Source organism: Ligilactobacillus animalis KCTC 3501 = DSM 20602 (assembly GCF_001434535.1).
In the GTDB taxonomy this organism is placed as follows: Bacteria; Bacillota; Bacilli; order Lactobacillales; family Lactobacillaceae; genus Ligilactobacillus; species Ligilactobacillus animalis.
In genome coordinates this window covers 196,324-210,857 of the sequence record NZ_AYYW01000025.1, presented here as the reverse complement: position 1 = coordinate 210,857, position 14,534 = coordinate 196,324, and the positions used below count along the sequence as shown (strand labels likewise).

Below are 14,534 nucleotides of genomic sequence, written 5' to 3'. Positions count from 1 at the left end.
CCATGGATTATTTTACAACTGATCTGACCAGTTTACATGAAAAATTGGTCAACAAAGATTTGAGCGTGGAGGAGTTAACGAAAGATACTTTCAAGACGATCAAAGACCGTGATCAACAGATCGCTGCTTTCCTAGCTTTAAACGAAGAAGCTGCTTTGAAGCAAGCTAAAGAACTTGACCAAAATGGGATCGATCCAGCTAATGTTTTAGCTGGGATCCCGATCGCGATCAAAGATAATATCGTGACAAAAGGCTTACGGACAACGGCTGCCAGCAAGATGTTAGAAAACTTTGACCCGATCTATGATGCAACAGTTATGGAAAAATTAGCTGCTGCTCAAATGATCAATGTGGGTAAAGTCAACATGGATGAATTTGCTATGGGTGGTTCGACTGAAAGTTCAGCCTTTAAGGTAACTAAGAATGCTTGGGATCAAACTAAAGTCCCTGGTGGCTCTTCTGGTGGTTCAGCAGCCGCTGTTGCTTCGGGCCAAGTTTTAGCTGCCCTAGGTTCAGATACCGGTGGTTCGATCCGTCAACCAGCAGCATATAATGGTATCGTTGGGGTCAAACCTACTTATGGTCGTGTATCTCGTTACGGCTTGATCGCTTTTGCTTCTAGCTTAGATCAGATCGGACCATTGACACGCACAGTCAAAGACAATGCCTATGTCCTAAATGCAATCAGCGGTCATGATAGCCGTGATTTTACCAGCTCTAACCGTGAAGTTCCTGACTTTACCCAAGGCTTAGATGGTGATATCAAGGGTATGAAGATCGCCGTGCCAAAAGAATACTTTGGTGAAGGTGTTGCTGAAGATGTTAAAGAAGCGATCAAAGAAGCGATCAAGACATTTGAAAGCTTGGGTGCGACCGTTGATGAAGTTTCCTTGCCACACAGCAAGTATGGGGTACAAGTATACTACATCATTGCCTCTTCTGAAGCTTCATCTAACTTACAACGTTTTGATGGGATCCGCTACGGCTTTAGAGCCCAAGATGTTAAGAACTTAGAAGACGTTTATGTTCGTTCACGCTCGGAAGGCTTTGGCGATGAAGTTAAACGCCGGATCATGTTAGGGACATTCTCACTTTCCGCTGGGACTTATGATGCCTTCTTCAAGAAAGCTGCTCAAGTTAGAACCTTGATCTGCCAAGATTTTGCGAAAGTCTTTAACGACTATGACTTGATCTTAGGACCAACTGCACCAACAACAGCTTATGGGATCGGTGATGAGATCAATGATCCGATCACGATGTACATGAATGATATCTTGACGATCCCGGTAAACTTAGCTGGTCTACCAGGGATGTCACTTCCAGCTGGTTTCTCTAACGGTTTGCCGATCGGGATGCAATTGATCGCACCACAATTTAGAGAAGATACGATGTATAAAGCGGGCTATGCTTTTGAACAAGCAACCGACTTCCATAAACAAGTTCCAACGATCGGGGGTCAAAACTAATGAACTTTGAAACAACAATCGGGCTTGAAGTCCACATTGAAATGAAGACAAACTCCAAGGCTTATTCTCCCGCACCAGTAGTTTACGGGGCAGAACCAAATACGAATACTAATGTTATCGATTGGGGCTATCCTGGGGTCTTGCCACAATTGAACAAGGGCGCTTTGGAATACGGGATGCGTGCTGCTTTAGCACTTAACTGTGAGATCACACGGGATATCCACTTTGACCGTAAGAACTACTTCTATCCAGATAATCCAAAAGCATACCAGATCACCCAAGCTCAAACACCGATCGGACACGATGGTTGGCTTGAGATCGAACTTGAAGATGGAACTAAAAAGAAGATCGGGATCGAAGAAATGCACGTTGAAGAAGATGCGGGTAAAAACACGCATAATCCGGACGGCTACTCTTATGTTGACTTGAATCGTCAAGGCACACCATTGATCGAGATCGTCTCTAAACCAGATATCGCTTCTCCAGAAGAAGCTTACGCATACTTGACACGTTTACGTCAGATCATTCAATTTACCGGCGTATCCGATGTGAAGATGGAAGAAGGTTCAATGCGGGCTGACGTTAACATCTCAGTTCGTCCGATCGGTTCAACTAAGTTTGGGACTAAGACGGAAATGAAGAACTTAAACTCCTTTGAACACGTGAAGAAAGGTTTGGAATATGAAGCTAAGCGTCAAGAACGTGTCTTGATGGCTGGTGGTGAGATCCAACAAGAAACACGGCGTTTTGATGAACCAAGTGGTGAAACGATCTTGATGCGTGTCAAAGAAGGTAAGAGCGATTACCGTTACTTCCCAGAACCTGATCTACCACCGATCCATATTTCTGATGAATGGGTCGCTGAGGTCAAAGATTCGATCCCAGAAATGCCTGACGTTCGTCGGAAACGCTATGTCAACGACTGGGGCATTACTGAATATGATGCGGGCGTCTTGACGCAAACAAAAGAAATGTCTGATTTCTATGAAGCAACTGTAGCTGCTGGAGCGGATGCTAAATTAGCGGCTAACTGGTTGATGGGTGAAGTTAGTGCCTATTTGAATGCTCAAAAAGTTGAGTTAGGTCAAACCGCATTGACACCAGAACATTTGGCAACCATGATCAAGTTGATCCAAGATGAAACGATCTCATCTAAGATTGCTAAGAAGGTCTTTAAAGAGATCATCAAAAATGATACCGAACCAAAAGCATGGGTCGAAGAAAAAGGCATGGTACAATTATCTGACCCAGCTAAATTGCAACCGATCATCGATGAAGTATTGGACAACAACGAACAATCGATCGAAGACTTTAAGAATGGTAAAGATCGTGCGGTTGGCTTCTTAGTGGGTAACATCATGAAACAGACCCATGGTAAAGCTAACCCTAAAGTTGTTAATAAATTGTTGATGGCAAGTTTAAAGGAAAGATAGACGCAAACTGCGCCATGAGGGAATAATTATGCAAAAGCGTTGCCGAATTATTTATAATCCGACATCTGGACGTGAAGCTTTAAAAAATGATCTAGTTGAGATCTTAAATATTTTAGAACGTGCTGGTTATGAAACGAGTGCCTTTGCAACGACGCCTGAACCTAATTCTGCTCAAAATGAAGCTAAACGAGCAGCTCAAGCAGGCTTTAACTTGATCATTGCTGCTGGTGGTGATGGCACGATCAATGAAGTCGTTAATGGGATCGCCCCTCTAAAGCATCGGCCAAAGTTGGGGATCATTCCCGCCGGTACAACTAATGACTATGCGCGTGCTTTAAAGATACCACGGGAAAGTCCGATCGAAGCAGCTAAAGTTATCGCCAATGGTAAAACGGTCAAAATGGATATCGGGCGTGCCAATGATAAGTACTTTGTCAACATTGCAGCCGGTGGTCTCTTGAGTGAATTGACATATGCGGTGCCATCTGAATTCAAGACGCTCTTTGGCTATTTAGCTTACCTAGTTAAAGGAGCTGAATTGTTGCCACGGGTCAAACCGATCAACATGCACCTTGAATATGATGATGGTGTTTATGATGGGAAAGCCTCGATGTTTTTCTTAGCTTTGACTAATTCAGTTGGTGGCTTTGAGCAGATCGTGCCCGACGCCAGTTTAGACGACGGAAAATTTACCTTGATCGTGGTCAAGACGAGCAATCTGTTAGAAATGATGCGTTTGATCACAATGGTCTTAAACGGTGGTAAACACATCAACGACGCTAATATCCTCTATGTTAAAACATCTAAGTTGGTCGCTAAACCAGTCGACGAAAAAATGATGATCAACATCGATGGTGAATACGGTGGGGATGCGCCGATGAAATTCAAGAACTTGAAACGTCACATTGAGATCTTTGCTAATACCCAAGAGATCCCAGAACGGGCGATCACGGAAGTCAAAGAAGATGAAGATATGGACGAAGCCAAGAAAAACTTTGTTGATGGTGTCCAAGAACTCGATGAATCTGACAATATCAAATTAGATAAGTAGTTAAGAACTCGTTGTTCCAAGATGGAGCAGCGAGTTTTTTTATCTAAATTTCTACTTGCCTTATAGTTCACTTCAAGGTTTATAGTTATTCTTGTAAATAAGTGGAAGCATAATATGCTCAAAAGTAAAATGAGAGAAGTTTTTGGATGACAAAAAAGATATTTTAACATGGGCAAAAGAGGTAATAGAAAAATGAAAAAAGTATTGATCATGGCAGCTAATGGACAAATTTCGCGTTTAGTTGAGGAACGTGTCTTAACTGAACCAGAATTTTCTGATGTTGAGTTGACGTTATTTTTACGCGATAAAAAACGTTTGGCAGCTTTAGAAGATAATGACCGTGTGACGTTGATCGAAGGCAGTTTGAATAATTATGCTGATGTCAAACAAGCTATTTTGGGTCAAGATCTAGTCTTTGTAGGCGTGGTCGATCATACTAGTGATAACCATCAAACTAAATATGTGATCGAGGCGATGAAAGAAACAGGTGTTAAGCGGGGCGTCTTTACCAACATTTTAGGGATTTTTAGGTGAATTTGGGCGTTGGAACAAAGAGATGGTTGCACCTGGCTTGGAATCAGCTAAAAATTCTGATAAGCTGTTGGCAAGATCAGGTCTAGACTATACGACTTTACGGCTCCCATGGTTAAATGACCGTGAAGTGGCTTATGAGATCACTCATAAAGATGAAACTTATCTCGGTGTTTCAGGTTCGCGTAAGAGTATTGCAGATGTGGTCTTAAGGATCATTGCTGATCCAAAATTTTTAGTCAATGATAGTGTAGGCATCGCTGACCCTAAGACTGAGGGCAGTGATCGTCCGGTGTATTAATGAGAGGGGTAAATAGGATGAAAGTGGCAATCTTTGTAGAACCAGGCAAAATGGAAGTTACGGAAGTCGAAAAACCAATACTTCAAAAATCAACTGATGCGATCATCAAGATCGTGCGTGCTTGTGTCTGTGGTTCAGATCTTTGGTGGTATCGCGGGATCTCTAAACGTTAAGCTAACAGTTTAGTTGGTCATGAGGCGATCGGGCTCGTTGCTGAAGTTGGAACAGATGTAAAAAATGTCAAAGTTGGTGATTTCGTGATCGTCCCCTTTACCCATGGTTGTGGGCACTGTGCGGCATGTCAAGCAGGCTTTGATGGTAACTGTTTAAATCAAGAAGCCGGCAGTAATGGGGGCTATCAGGGTCAATATTTGCGGTATTATAACGCTGATTGGGGCCTAGTCAAGATCCCTGGCCAACCAGCCGATTATACTGATGAACAGTTGAATTCTCTTTTAACTTTATCTGATGTCATGGCAACTGGCTATCATGCTGCTTTTACGGCTGAAGTCAAAGCCGGTGATACTGTTGTTGTGATCGGTGATGGAGCTGTTGGACTTTGTGGCGTTATCGGTGCCAAATTACGTGGGGCTAAGCGGATCATCAGTTTGAGCCACCATGAAGATCGAGCTAAATTAGCCCGTGAATTTGGAGCGACTGATATTGTTTCTGAGCGTGGCGATATGGCAGTTCAAAAAGTACTAGAATTGACAGATGGTGCGGGTGCAGATGCTGTTTTAGAATGTGTAGGGGCAACTTCAGCGATCGAACAAGCCGGGCAAGTAGCTCGTCCAGGTGCAGTGATCGGTCGTGTAGGCGTTCCGCAAACTGAACCAAGCTCTAATCAACTATTTTGGAAAAATATCGGTTTACGCGGTGGGCTCGCTTCGGTCACGACTCATGATCGAGCCGTACTATTAGCGGCAGTCTTAGAGGGCAAGATCGAACCGGGTAAGGTCTTTACCAAACGTTTCACATTGGATGATGTCCAAGCCGCTTATGAAGCTATGGATAAACGTGAAGCGATCAAATCATTATTGATCATAAGTAAATAGGTCAAGGTACTTTGGGCTTCAGACCTATGAAAAAATCAATTAGGCAGCTAGGTAACTGGCTGCTTTTTTGTTAGAACAAGTATTTTGATTTTATTTTTTACAAACTAATGTTCGGTGTAATAGAATGGAAACGACAGATAAACGGAGGTGAGAGCATGCAACAAGGATCGATCTTTGAGGACCAAGCTAATGAACCGCTAGCTAGTCGTTTACGACCAGAGAAGTTAGATCAAGTTTTCGGACAGACGCATTTATTGGGACCAGGTAAGATCTTACGAGAATTGATCACGCAAGATCGAGTGACTTCGATGATCTTATGGGGCCCTCCCGGTGTGGGGAAGACGACGTTGGCTCAAGTTATCGCTAAGCAGACTAAAGCCGGTTTTATCTCATTTAGTGCGGTCACAAGTGGAATCAAAGAGATCAAAAAGATCATGCAAGAAGCCGAAGCTAATACTGCTTATGGCCAAAAGACGATCGTTTTCGTAGACGAGATCCATCGTTTCAATAAGGCGCAACAGGATGCTTTCCTCCCATTTGTGGAAAATGGAAGTATCGTTTTGATCGGGGCAACGACAGAGAATCCATCTTTTGAGATCAATTCAGCGCTCTTATCCAGATTGAAAGTCTTTATCTTAAAGCAACTGACGAAAGAACAATTAGTTGAATTATTGGATCGTGCTTGTCGAGAAGGATTTGAAAAAGAGCTCACCGCCTCAAAGACATTATTAGAACAGATCGCGATCTTTAGTGATGGGGATGCGCGAAATGCTTTGAATACCTTGGAGATGTTAGTTGATAATGGAAATGTCAGCCAAGATGGAACTTTAGAACTGAGCGATGATCTGTTAAGTCAAGTTTTAGGGGAAAAGACGCTCAAATATGATAAGAACGGTGAAGATCATTATGACTTGATCTCAGCGCTGCATAAATCCATGCGTAATAGCGATGTTGATGCAGCGATCTATTGGTTGAATCGGATGCTAGCTGGTAGTGAAGATCCTTTGTATATTGCCCGACGCTTGTTGCGGTTTGCCAGTGAAGATATCGGCTTAGCTGATAACAATGCTTTGAATCTAGTGGTCAATGTTTTTCAAGCGTATCAATTTATCGGAATGCCCGAATGCAATGTGCATTTGACCCAAGCGGTGATCTATCTATCTTTGGCACCTAAATCTAATGCCGTCTATAAAGCAACTACAAGAGTCGCTAAAGATGTCAAACAGACTTTAAATGAACCTGTACCCCTGCAGATCAGAAATGGGACGACCAAGCTGATGAAAGAATTAGGCTATGGTAAAGGTTATGAGTTAGCTCATTTTGCTAAAGACAAACTGACTACAATGCAAACGATGCCGGATAATTTAGTGGGACATACTTATTATTTACCAACTGAGCAGGGAAACGAGATCCGTTTCAAACAACGCTTAGAACAGATCAAGGCGTGGCATCAACAACATGATAAAGCTTAAGAGTGGTGCGCCACTCTTTTTTACTTGACAAGATCATAGTTTATATATAAACTTACTAATTGAATTGTAAGGAAGTGGCAAGATGAATCGAGAAAGTTTGATCTTTATGCGTATTAGTCAGTTACAACGGCAACTTTTGGCAAACAGTGCAGAAGTCTTACAGCAAGCCGGGATAACCAACGCACAATATGATATTTTGAATCATTTATATAATCATGCTGGTTGTACACAAAAAGAATTGGCGACAACTTTGATCGTGACTAAGGGAAATATCACTCAAATCATCACAAAGATGGAGAAATTAGAGCTGATAACGCGAAAACAAGTTGGAAAGACAAAACAACTATTTGTAGCTGAACGTGGAAGTAAGCTATATTCGATGGTAACACCTAAATTAGAGGCTGCCCATGCTGAGGCATTAGCTGGATTAAATTCAAACGACCAAAAACAACTTTTAAAACTGTTAAAATTAGCTATGAGGGGATGAAAAAGATGCAGATCTTTCGTAAAGAACAAGCGGTCAATAATGGACATAAAAGCTTTTGGCATCAAGAATCCACGCCAGATGAGGATGTAGAGATGTTACAGATTTTATTCGTCCACGTGAACAAGATCTGAGTCCCAACGTGCAATTTTTTGACCGCAAGATCACGCGTTATGGTGCTTGGAATTTGTTAGCAGGTCCAGAAAATACGGCTAGTCCTTTGACGATCAGAGAAGCAACTTATCTCTATAATGCTCATTTTGATAAGCAAACTAAAACAACTTTACCAAATCTAATGGGGTATAGACCCGGGCTATATGTAATGGAAGGTAAGCTCAAAGTGAACGGACAAAAGCTGACAAAGGGAGAAACAGTAACCGCTGACCCAGTCGAATTAGAGCGGGTCAAGGCGTATCCGGGAACAACTTTAGTCTTATTGTTAACAGATCTACAAGCAAAAATGACTTATGCGGGGAAATTTAGTGGGATCAAGCGTTTTGAGTATGTAGCTGAATAATAAAAAATGGTGGCGCTTTGCCACTTTTTTTGTGTTCCCGGACTTGGTAGAATAGATAATAATGATAAAGAAAGAAGTTTGATGATGAAATTTTATTTGATTTTACTGCTTGCAGTCGGGTATATGTGCTCTAAAGCGTTCAAGTTTGAGAAGGTAAGTCGGTTAGAGGCTGTAACGTTACCGTTCTATGCTTTCTGGATGTTTTTAGCTAACTTTACTTGGAATTGGAAAAATGTAGGGATAATGTGTGCTTTATGCATAGTTGCAGTGTGCTTAGGTTGGTATCAGACAAGGGATGCAGAGCTCAAAGAAACTACTAGATTTGACAAACATGGACGTCCGATCAAGTTGCTCAAAAAAGGAAAAGCATATAATATTGGCTGGTTTTTGGTCTTTTTAGTGGGGATCATGTTAGAAGCTGTAGCTGAGCATGGGATCGGCTTTCAAATGATTTTAGAAAAATTGCAAGAAGAAGTTGAACGTGACCTCTTTATCTTTAAGTATTTTAGCACGGGCAGTACTTGGTATTTATGGGAACTTTCAGCTGTGTCGGACTTAGCTTGTACATATTTTTTAGAAAAGAAATTTCCTAATTTAAGGACAGCTTTTAAAAGAACAAGTAAAACTAAAACAAGTGAGGATAAGTAATGAAACGGAAATTACCTGTAGTTAAAAATCAAAAAGTAGAAGCGACGATCGTGGATCTGACTTATCAAGGAATGGGTGTCGCTAAAGTTGACGGATATTCACTTTTTTGTGATGATGCTTTACCTGGTGAAAAAGTTAAACTCCATGTGTTAAAGGTCGGTAAAAATTTTGGTTATGCTAAAGTTATCGAACGCTTAACGACCAGTCCTGATCGGGTGACGGGGAAAGGCAAAGCTTATTCACAAACAGGGATCGCACCATTACAACACCTGGCTTATCCAGCTCAGTTGAAATTCAAACAAAAATTAGTTAGTGACCTATTGCAAAAGGCGCATCTAGCCGATCTAGCAGTTGAACAAACTTTGGGGATGGCAGAACCATATGCCTATCGTAACAAGGCACAAGTCCCAGTCCGTGAGCTTGATGGGAAATTGACAGCTGGCTTTTTCAAGCGTGGTAGCCATAATTTCTTGCCACTAACAGACTTCTTGATCCAAGATAAGCGGATCGATGAAGTGATCCAAAAAGTGTTGGCGATCTTACAAAAATATCAAGTGACAGCTTATGATGAAGTTACACATAGCGGGATCTTACGGCATATCATGGTACGGCGAGGACACTATTCTAAAGAAGTGATGGTCGTTTTGGTGACGCGGACCAATAAGCTACCAAATAAAGAAGCGATCGTGACTGAGATCATGGCTGCTTGTCCTGATGTGGTGAGTTTGCAACAAAATATCAATTCCAAACAGACCAATGTGATTTTGGGTGACAAGACCCAGGTATTAGCTGGTCAAGAATATATCACAGATCAGTTGAATGGACTTAAATTTGAGATCTCAGCAAAATCATTTTACCAAGTCAACCCAACGCAGACCGAAAAACTTTATCAAGAGGCGATCAAGCGTGCCGGTTTGACCGGAAATGAGACCGTTATTGATGCTTACTGTGGTATTGGGACGATCTCATTATCTATGGCAAAGCATGCTAAAAAAGTGTATGGGGTCGAGATCGTTGAAGCTGCGATCGCGGATGCCAAGAAAAATGCGGCGTTAAACAACTTGAATAATTTGGAATTTGAAGTGGGCAATGCCGAAGACTGGATGGCAACTTGGCAAGAACAGGGGATCAAGCCAGATGTGATCATGGTCGATCCACCACGCAAAGGATTGACGCAAAGTTTGATCGAAAGTGCCACTAAGATGCAACCACAAAAGATCGTTTATGTCAGCTGTAATCCAGCAACTTTAGTCCGTGATCTGCAAAGTTTCATGGAACTTGGATATGATGTGACCCAACCGATCTTGCCAGTCGATCAGTTCCCACAAACAGCACATGTTGAGACGGTTGTATTGATGTCAAGGGCTGATAAGTAAGACTGTAAAAAGGTAAGTAAATAAAGGCTTTCCGTGATTTGAGGTCTGGTTATAAGCCGGAAGGATAATCACGGATTTTTGCTTTGTGGGAAGATATCTAAGAGTGGTGAGTTAGAAAAGTCATCAGCCGATATATTTATTGAGTTGGTGAGTTGACAATACGCATAATGAAAAGTAATTGGCTTCAGACTATTTTTAGCCTATATTCAGACTGGAAGATTGGAGGGGCTAATATGGGTAACGAATTAGTTTATTTAGACACATATGTTTTGCAACAAGATATGAGAATACGTTTGCCAAAAATAATTCTACAAAATATGAATGTAGAAAAAGGGGAGACACATTTCGATATATATCTGAATAGGGAAGATCAATCACTTATTCTGAGACCAACTAAAAAGAGATCGATGAATGATACGGCTATTTAATGACACTAATTTTGAATATGTCGAATCTGAGGATTCTTTAACCATATTCAATGACTGTATATCTACATTAAAATCAATTAAGGATAAATCAGTAGATTTGATTTTTGCTGATCCACCTTATAATTTAGGGAAAGATTTTGGTAATGAAAGCGATTCATGGGAAAATAAAAACGAATACCTAAATTGGTGTTACAGATGGATCGACGAATGCTTTAGAGTTTTAAAGGATAACGGTACATTCTATTTAATGAATTCGACCCAGAACATGCCTTATATATCCATGATAATTAATGATATTGTATGGGTATATGATAGTTCTGGAGTTCAATCTAAGAAGAAATACGGTTCCCTATATGAGCCAATATTGATGGCCGCAAAAAGCGATAAAACAAAGTATACTTTTAATCATGAAGATATTTAGTTGAAGCAAAAACCGGAGCTAAAAGGGGGTTAATTGATTATAGGAAAAATCCACCCCAACCTTATAACACACAAAAAGTACCAGGAAATGTTTGGAAATTTCCTCGTGTTAGATATAAACATGAATATTTGGAAGAGATAAACAAGGCTACAAGAAGTTATGAAAGGAGTATCTAAATGTCGAAAAAGGATTCCAAACAAGATATAAGAAAAGATGGGTGTAATACTTCCTCTCACACTCATCATCACAGAGATAAATTAGATTCACAAGCTTCATGTATCAGTGTCGTTCCAATCTTTAATCATTTAGAAGAAGAGCAGATGGATGAAATTATGAAAGTGATGAAGTCAATTTCATATAAAAAGGGTCAAATGGTTTATCGGGAGGGAGATACATCCAATGCCTTATATGTTGTAAGTAAGGGTAAAATTAGAATCTATCGTTTATCTGAGTCTGGAAAAGAACAATTATTGAGAATTTTAAATCCTGGAGATTTTACTGGAGAACTAGCTTTGTTTCGTGAATCGATCCATGAAGCGTATGCAGAAGCAATGAGCAATACCGATGTGTGTATGATTAGTAAAAATGATTTACAAGAATTTTTATTAAAGTACCCTACGATATCTTTGAAGTTCTTATCAGAACTTTCTAACCGATTGGAAACATTAGAAAAACAAACAACCAGATTCACTACAGAAAAGGTGGATGCTAGATTAGCGCTGTTTCTTGCAGAATGTATGGATGATGGTGAGGGTTCAATGGAAATTGAATTGCCAATGAATAGAAAGGATTTAGCTTCTTACTTAGGAACTACACCTGAAACGGTAAGTAGAAAGTTGGCTGATTTTGAGAATGAAGGTTATATAAAACAAAAAGCAAGTAGAAAGATTGAGATTTTGGATTTAGATGGTTTGTTGTTAGTATAAATGATAGTCATAAAATGAAACATAAAACAGTTGGAGTCACTTCAAAACTTCAACTGTTTTATATTTTTAGGCAAAAAACGCAAATATTTACGCAAAAATGCATAAACTTGATTTAGGTCAATTTAATTTCTTTTAATCGCTTGTATGATGTAATCAAGTCAAAGATAAAAGAAAGAAGGAAAAACATGTCAAAACAAGTAAAATTTAATCAAGAAAAGGAAACTCATTTAAAACTATTGGCACAATATGTACCAGTTGTAGCACGAGTTCATGGCGGTAATCACCCGGAATTTCACCAAGTGCGTAAAGTATTTGATAGGCTTGTAAAAAAAGTAGAAGATGCAGGAGCGGGAAAACCTGACTTAGTAGATGAATTTGTAAAGTTGCGTGAAATTACAGATAATTATACAGTTCCAGATGATGTTTGTGAAAGCTATGAAGCAGTATATAACATGTTGGCAGAAATAGATAGAGCCTATGGATCATAAAATAAATCAATACTAGATTACTAAAAATTATAAGATGAAGGAGCATGAATATGCAAAAATTCATTTTAGGAAAGAAGAATCATATTACCATAGTAAGTGCAATTTTAATAATAATTGCATATGTTAGTAAATTAGGATTTAAAAACGAACCTATAGCCATATGGTCACTAATAATTGCCTCCGTTTTAGGAGTTATACCGATTGCTATCCAAGCGTATCAAGCATTGAAGGTCAAAGTTGTCAGTATCGATGTTTTAGTTACTATTGCAGTTATCGGAGCTTTTATAATCAAGAACTATGAAGAATCGGCAATCGTTACGTTCTTATTTCTATTTGGAGCTTATTTAGAACAAAGGACACTTAATAAAACACGTTCTGCAATAAAAGAATTAACTGAAATGGCGCCAGAAGTTGCTTTAAAGCAACTGAAAAATGGTGAGTTTGAAGAAGTCGAAATAGAAGAGGTTGATGTCGGTGATATTTTACTTGTTAAAACAGGTGCAAAAATTCCAGTTGATGGTACAGTGTTGACAGGAGAAGGGCACATTAATGAAGCAAGTATTACAGGTGAAGCAGTTCCAGTAAGCAAAAAGAAAGATTCAGGAGTATATGCTGGAACAATTTTAGAAAATGGCACACTGCAAATCACAGCTGACCGTGTAGGTGAAGACACTACTTTTGGTAAAATCATTGAGTTAGTGGAAGAAGCACAGGATTCAAAATCAGAGGCAGAACGCTTTATTGATAGATTCTCTAAATATTATACCCCTGCTGTTTTAGGTCTCTCTTTTATTGTAGGGCTCATTTCAAGGGATATTGAACTTGCAATCACGATATTAGTTTTAGGATGCCCAGGAGCATTGGTAATCGGTGTCCCTGTTTCAAATGTTGCAGGTATTGGTAATGGAGCACGTCATAGTGTTCTTCTAAAAGGCAGCGAGGTAATTAGTGATTTTAGCAGACTAGACACCATGGTATTTGACAAAACTGGAACATTAACAATAGGAAATCCTAAAGTAGCGGATAAAGAAATTTATGCAGATAATGTAGACGAAGTATTAGCTTATCTGTCAAGTGTTGAAAAGGAATCCGATCATCCATTAGCAAAAGCGGTTGTGGAATATATTGGAGATACAAAATCATATACCGTTGAAAAAACGGTGGTTGTCAAAGGCGGAGGAATTGTAGCTCATGTAGAAGGTCATAGAGTTGCGGTCGGGAATGTCGCATTGATGGAACAAGAAAATGTTCTTTTAAGTAAAAAAGTTCGAGGAGATATTGCCAGATTCGAGGAGAATGGAAATTCACTGGTTCTAACATCCGTTGATGGTGAATTAAAGGTATTGATAGGAATTCGTGATCAAATTCGTCCTGGTGTCAAAGAAGATCTTCAACAGCTGAAAAAACTTGGTGTTAAAAATCTAGTCGTTCTTTCAGGTGATAATCAAGGAACCGTGGATTTGGTGGCGCGTGAACTTGGACTCACCGAAGCCCACGGGCACATGTTGCCGGAAGATAAATCAGCATATATTAAAGCACTGCAAGAAAGAGGTCAAATTGTTGCATTTGTTGGGGACGGAGTAAATGATAGTCCTTCACTAGCTCTAGCACAAATAGGAATTGCTATGGGAAGTGGAACAGATGTAGCCATTGAAACTTCAGATGTTGTTTTAATGAACTCTGATTTCAGCCGCTTGCCATATGCACTAGGTTTAACAAAAGCAACAGCTAATAATATGCTTCAAAATATAATTATTGCAGTAGGAGTTGTATTAGTCCTGCTTGCCAGCGTATTCTTTAGTGAATGGATGAATATGTCAATCGGTATGTTAGTACACGAAGCGAGTATATTAGTAGTAATTCTAAATGCTATGAGACTTCTTCGCTATAAATTATGAAAATAAAATTTTTAATCTAAATCAATTTAAAATAGATAA

The 14,534-nt window shown here is 39.8% G+C and carries 13 protein-coding genes and 2 pseudogenes; all 15 read left to right on the top strand.

Features of this window, described 5'->3' with window-relative positions:
- The first annotated feature begins 2 nt into the window (after positions 1 to 2).
- Positions 3 to 1,466 carry an Asp-tRNA(Asn)/Glu-tRNA(Gln) amidotransferase subunit GatA gene (gatA, locus tag FC30_RS04725; RefSeq protein ID WP_010689535.1) on the top strand — a complete coding sequence of 488 codons (1,464 nt, stop codon included), beginning with the start codon at positions 3 to 5 and terminating at the stop codon, positions 1,464 to 1,466.
- A complete protein-coding gene (gene gatB, locus FC30_RS04720; protein WP_010689534.1) occupies positions 1,466 to 2,899 on the top strand; it encodes an Asp-tRNA(Asn)/Glu-tRNA(Gln) amidotransferase subunit GatB in 1,434 nt (477 codons plus the stop codon). Before gatA ends, gatB begins: the two co-directional genes overlap by 1 nt.
- A gap of 28 nt (positions 2,900 to 2,927) precedes the next feature.
- Positions 2,928 to 3,950 carry a diacylglycerol kinase gene (locus tag FC30_RS04715; protein WP_010689532.1) on the top strand — a complete coding sequence of 341 codons (1,023 nt, stop codon included), beginning with the start codon at positions 2,928 to 2,930 and terminating at the stop codon, positions 3,948 to 3,950.
- Between the two features lie 192 nt (positions 3,951 to 4,142).
- Positions 4,143 to 4,782: pseudogene (locus tag FC30_RS04710) on the top strand (NAD(P)H-binding protein).
- Between the two features lie 17 nt (positions 4,783 to 4,799).
- Positions 4,800 to 5,837: pseudogene (locus tag FC30_RS04705) on the top strand (zinc-dependent alcohol dehydrogenase family protein).
- Between the two features lie 155 nt (positions 5,838 to 5,992).
- On the top strand, positions 5,993 to 7,309 hold the full coding sequence (locus FC30_RS04700; protein ID WP_010689530.1) for a replication-associated recombination protein A: 1,317 nt from the start codon (positions 5,993 to 5,995) through the stop codon (positions 7,307 to 7,309).
- 82 nt (positions 7,310 to 7,391) lie between these two features.
- Positions 7,392 to 7,796, top strand: coding sequence for a MarR family winged helix-turn-helix transcriptional regulator (locus tag FC30_RS04695; RefSeq protein WP_010689523.1), 405 nt, complete (start codon positions 7,392 to 7,394; stop codon positions 7,794 to 7,796).
- Between the two features lie 5 nt (positions 7,797 to 7,801).
- Entirely contained in the window at positions 7,802 to 7,927 is a 126-nt protein-coding gene (locus FC30_RS09835; RefSeq protein ID WP_258409071.1) for a hypothetical protein, read from the top strand.
- 8 nt (positions 7,928 to 7,935) lie between these two features.
- Positions 7,936 to 8,310 carry a pirin family protein gene (locus FC30_RS04690; protein WP_010689519.1) on the top strand — a complete coding sequence of 125 codons (375 nt, stop codon included), beginning with the start codon at positions 7,936 to 7,938 and terminating at the stop codon, positions 8,308 to 8,310.
- An 84-nt stretch (positions 8,311 to 8,394) separates the two neighbouring features.
- Positions 8,395 to 8,958 (top strand): hypothetical protein, encoded by a 564-nt coding sequence (locus FC30_RS04685; protein WP_010689517.1) that lies wholly within the window; start codon positions 8,395 to 8,397, stop codon positions 8,956 to 8,958.
- Positions 8,958 to 10,334: a 23S rRNA (uracil(1939)-C(5))-methyltransferase RlmD gene (gene rlmD, locus FC30_RS04680; protein WP_010689515.1), complete on the top strand. Its 1,377-nt coding sequence runs from the start codon at positions 8,958 to 8,960 to the stop codon at positions 10,332 to 10,334. The genes FC30_RS04685 and rlmD overlap by 1 nt, the downstream gene beginning before the upstream one ends.
- A gap of 411 nt (positions 10,335 to 10,745) precedes the next feature.
- A complete protein-coding gene (locus FC30_RS04670) occupies positions 10,746 to 11,183 on the top strand; it encodes a DNA methyltransferase (protein ID WP_056938482.1) in 438 nt (145 codons plus the stop codon).
- A 176-nt stretch (positions 11,184 to 11,359) separates the two neighbouring features.
- Positions 11,360 to 12,109 carry a Crp/Fnr family transcriptional regulator gene (locus FC30_RS04665; RefSeq protein WP_010689512.1) on the top strand — a complete coding sequence of 250 codons (750 nt, stop codon included), beginning with the start codon at positions 11,360 to 11,362 and terminating at the stop codon, positions 12,107 to 12,109.
- Positions 12,110 to 12,294: 185 nt separating this feature from the next.
- On the top strand, positions 12,295 to 12,597 hold the full coding sequence (locus tag FC30_RS04660) for a hypothetical protein (RefSeq protein ID WP_010689511.1): 303 nt from the start codon (positions 12,295 to 12,297) through the stop codon (positions 12,595 to 12,597).
- Between the two features lie 50 nt (positions 12,598 to 12,647).
- Positions 12,648 to 14,495 carry a heavy metal translocating P-type ATPase gene (locus FC30_RS04655; protein WP_010689510.1) on the top strand — a complete coding sequence of 616 codons (1,848 nt, stop codon included), beginning with the start codon at positions 12,648 to 12,650 and terminating at the stop codon, positions 14,493 to 14,495.
- Positions 14,496 to 14,534 lie beyond the last annotated feature (39 nt).

Bases quoted from the DNA above. Each gene is read 5' to 3' on its own strand.
- gatB (WP_010689534.1), top strand. From the start codon at position 1,466: ATGAACTTTGAAACAACAATCGGGCTTGAAGTCCACATTGAAATGAAG.
- FC30_RS04695 (WP_010689523.1), top strand. From the start codon at position 7,392: ATGAATCGAGAAAGTTTGATCTTTATGCGTATTAGTCAGTTACAACGG.
- FC30_RS04665 (WP_010689512.1), top strand. From the start codon at position 11,360: ATGTCGAAAAAGGATTCCAAACAAGATATAAGAAAAGATGGGTGTAAT.
- FC30_RS04660 (WP_010689511.1), top strand. From the start codon at position 12,295: ATGTCAAAACAAGTAAAATTTAATCAAGAAAAGGAAACTCATTTAAAA.
- rlmD (WP_010689515.1), top strand. From the start codon at position 8,958: ATGAAACGGAAATTACCTGTAGTTAAAAATCAAAAAGTAGAAGCGACG.
- FC30_RS04655 (WP_010689510.1), top strand. From the start codon at position 12,648: ATGCAAAAATTCATTTTAGGAAAGAAGAATCATATTACCATAGTAAGT.
- gatA (WP_010689535.1), top strand. From the start codon at position 3: ATGGATTATTTTACAACTGATCTGACCAGTTTACATGAAAAATTGGTC.
- FC30_RS04700 (WP_010689530.1), top strand. From the start codon at position 5,993: ATGCAACAAGGATCGATCTTTGAGGACCAAGCTAATGAACCGCTAGCT.
- FC30_RS04685 (WP_010689517.1), top strand. From the start codon at position 8,395: ATGAAATTTTATTTGATTTTACTGCTTGCAGTCGGGTATATGTGCTCT.
- FC30_RS04715 (WP_010689532.1), top strand. From the start codon at position 2,928: ATGCAAAAGCGTTGCCGAATTATTTATAATCCGACATCTGGACGTGAA.
- FC30_RS04670 (WP_056938482.1), top strand. From the start codon at position 10,746: ATGATACGGCTATTTAATGACACTAATTTTGAATATGTCGAATCTGAG.
- FC30_RS09835 (WP_258409071.1), top strand. From the start codon at position 7,802: ATGCAGATCTTTCGTAAAGAACAAGCGGTCAATAATGGACATAAAAGC.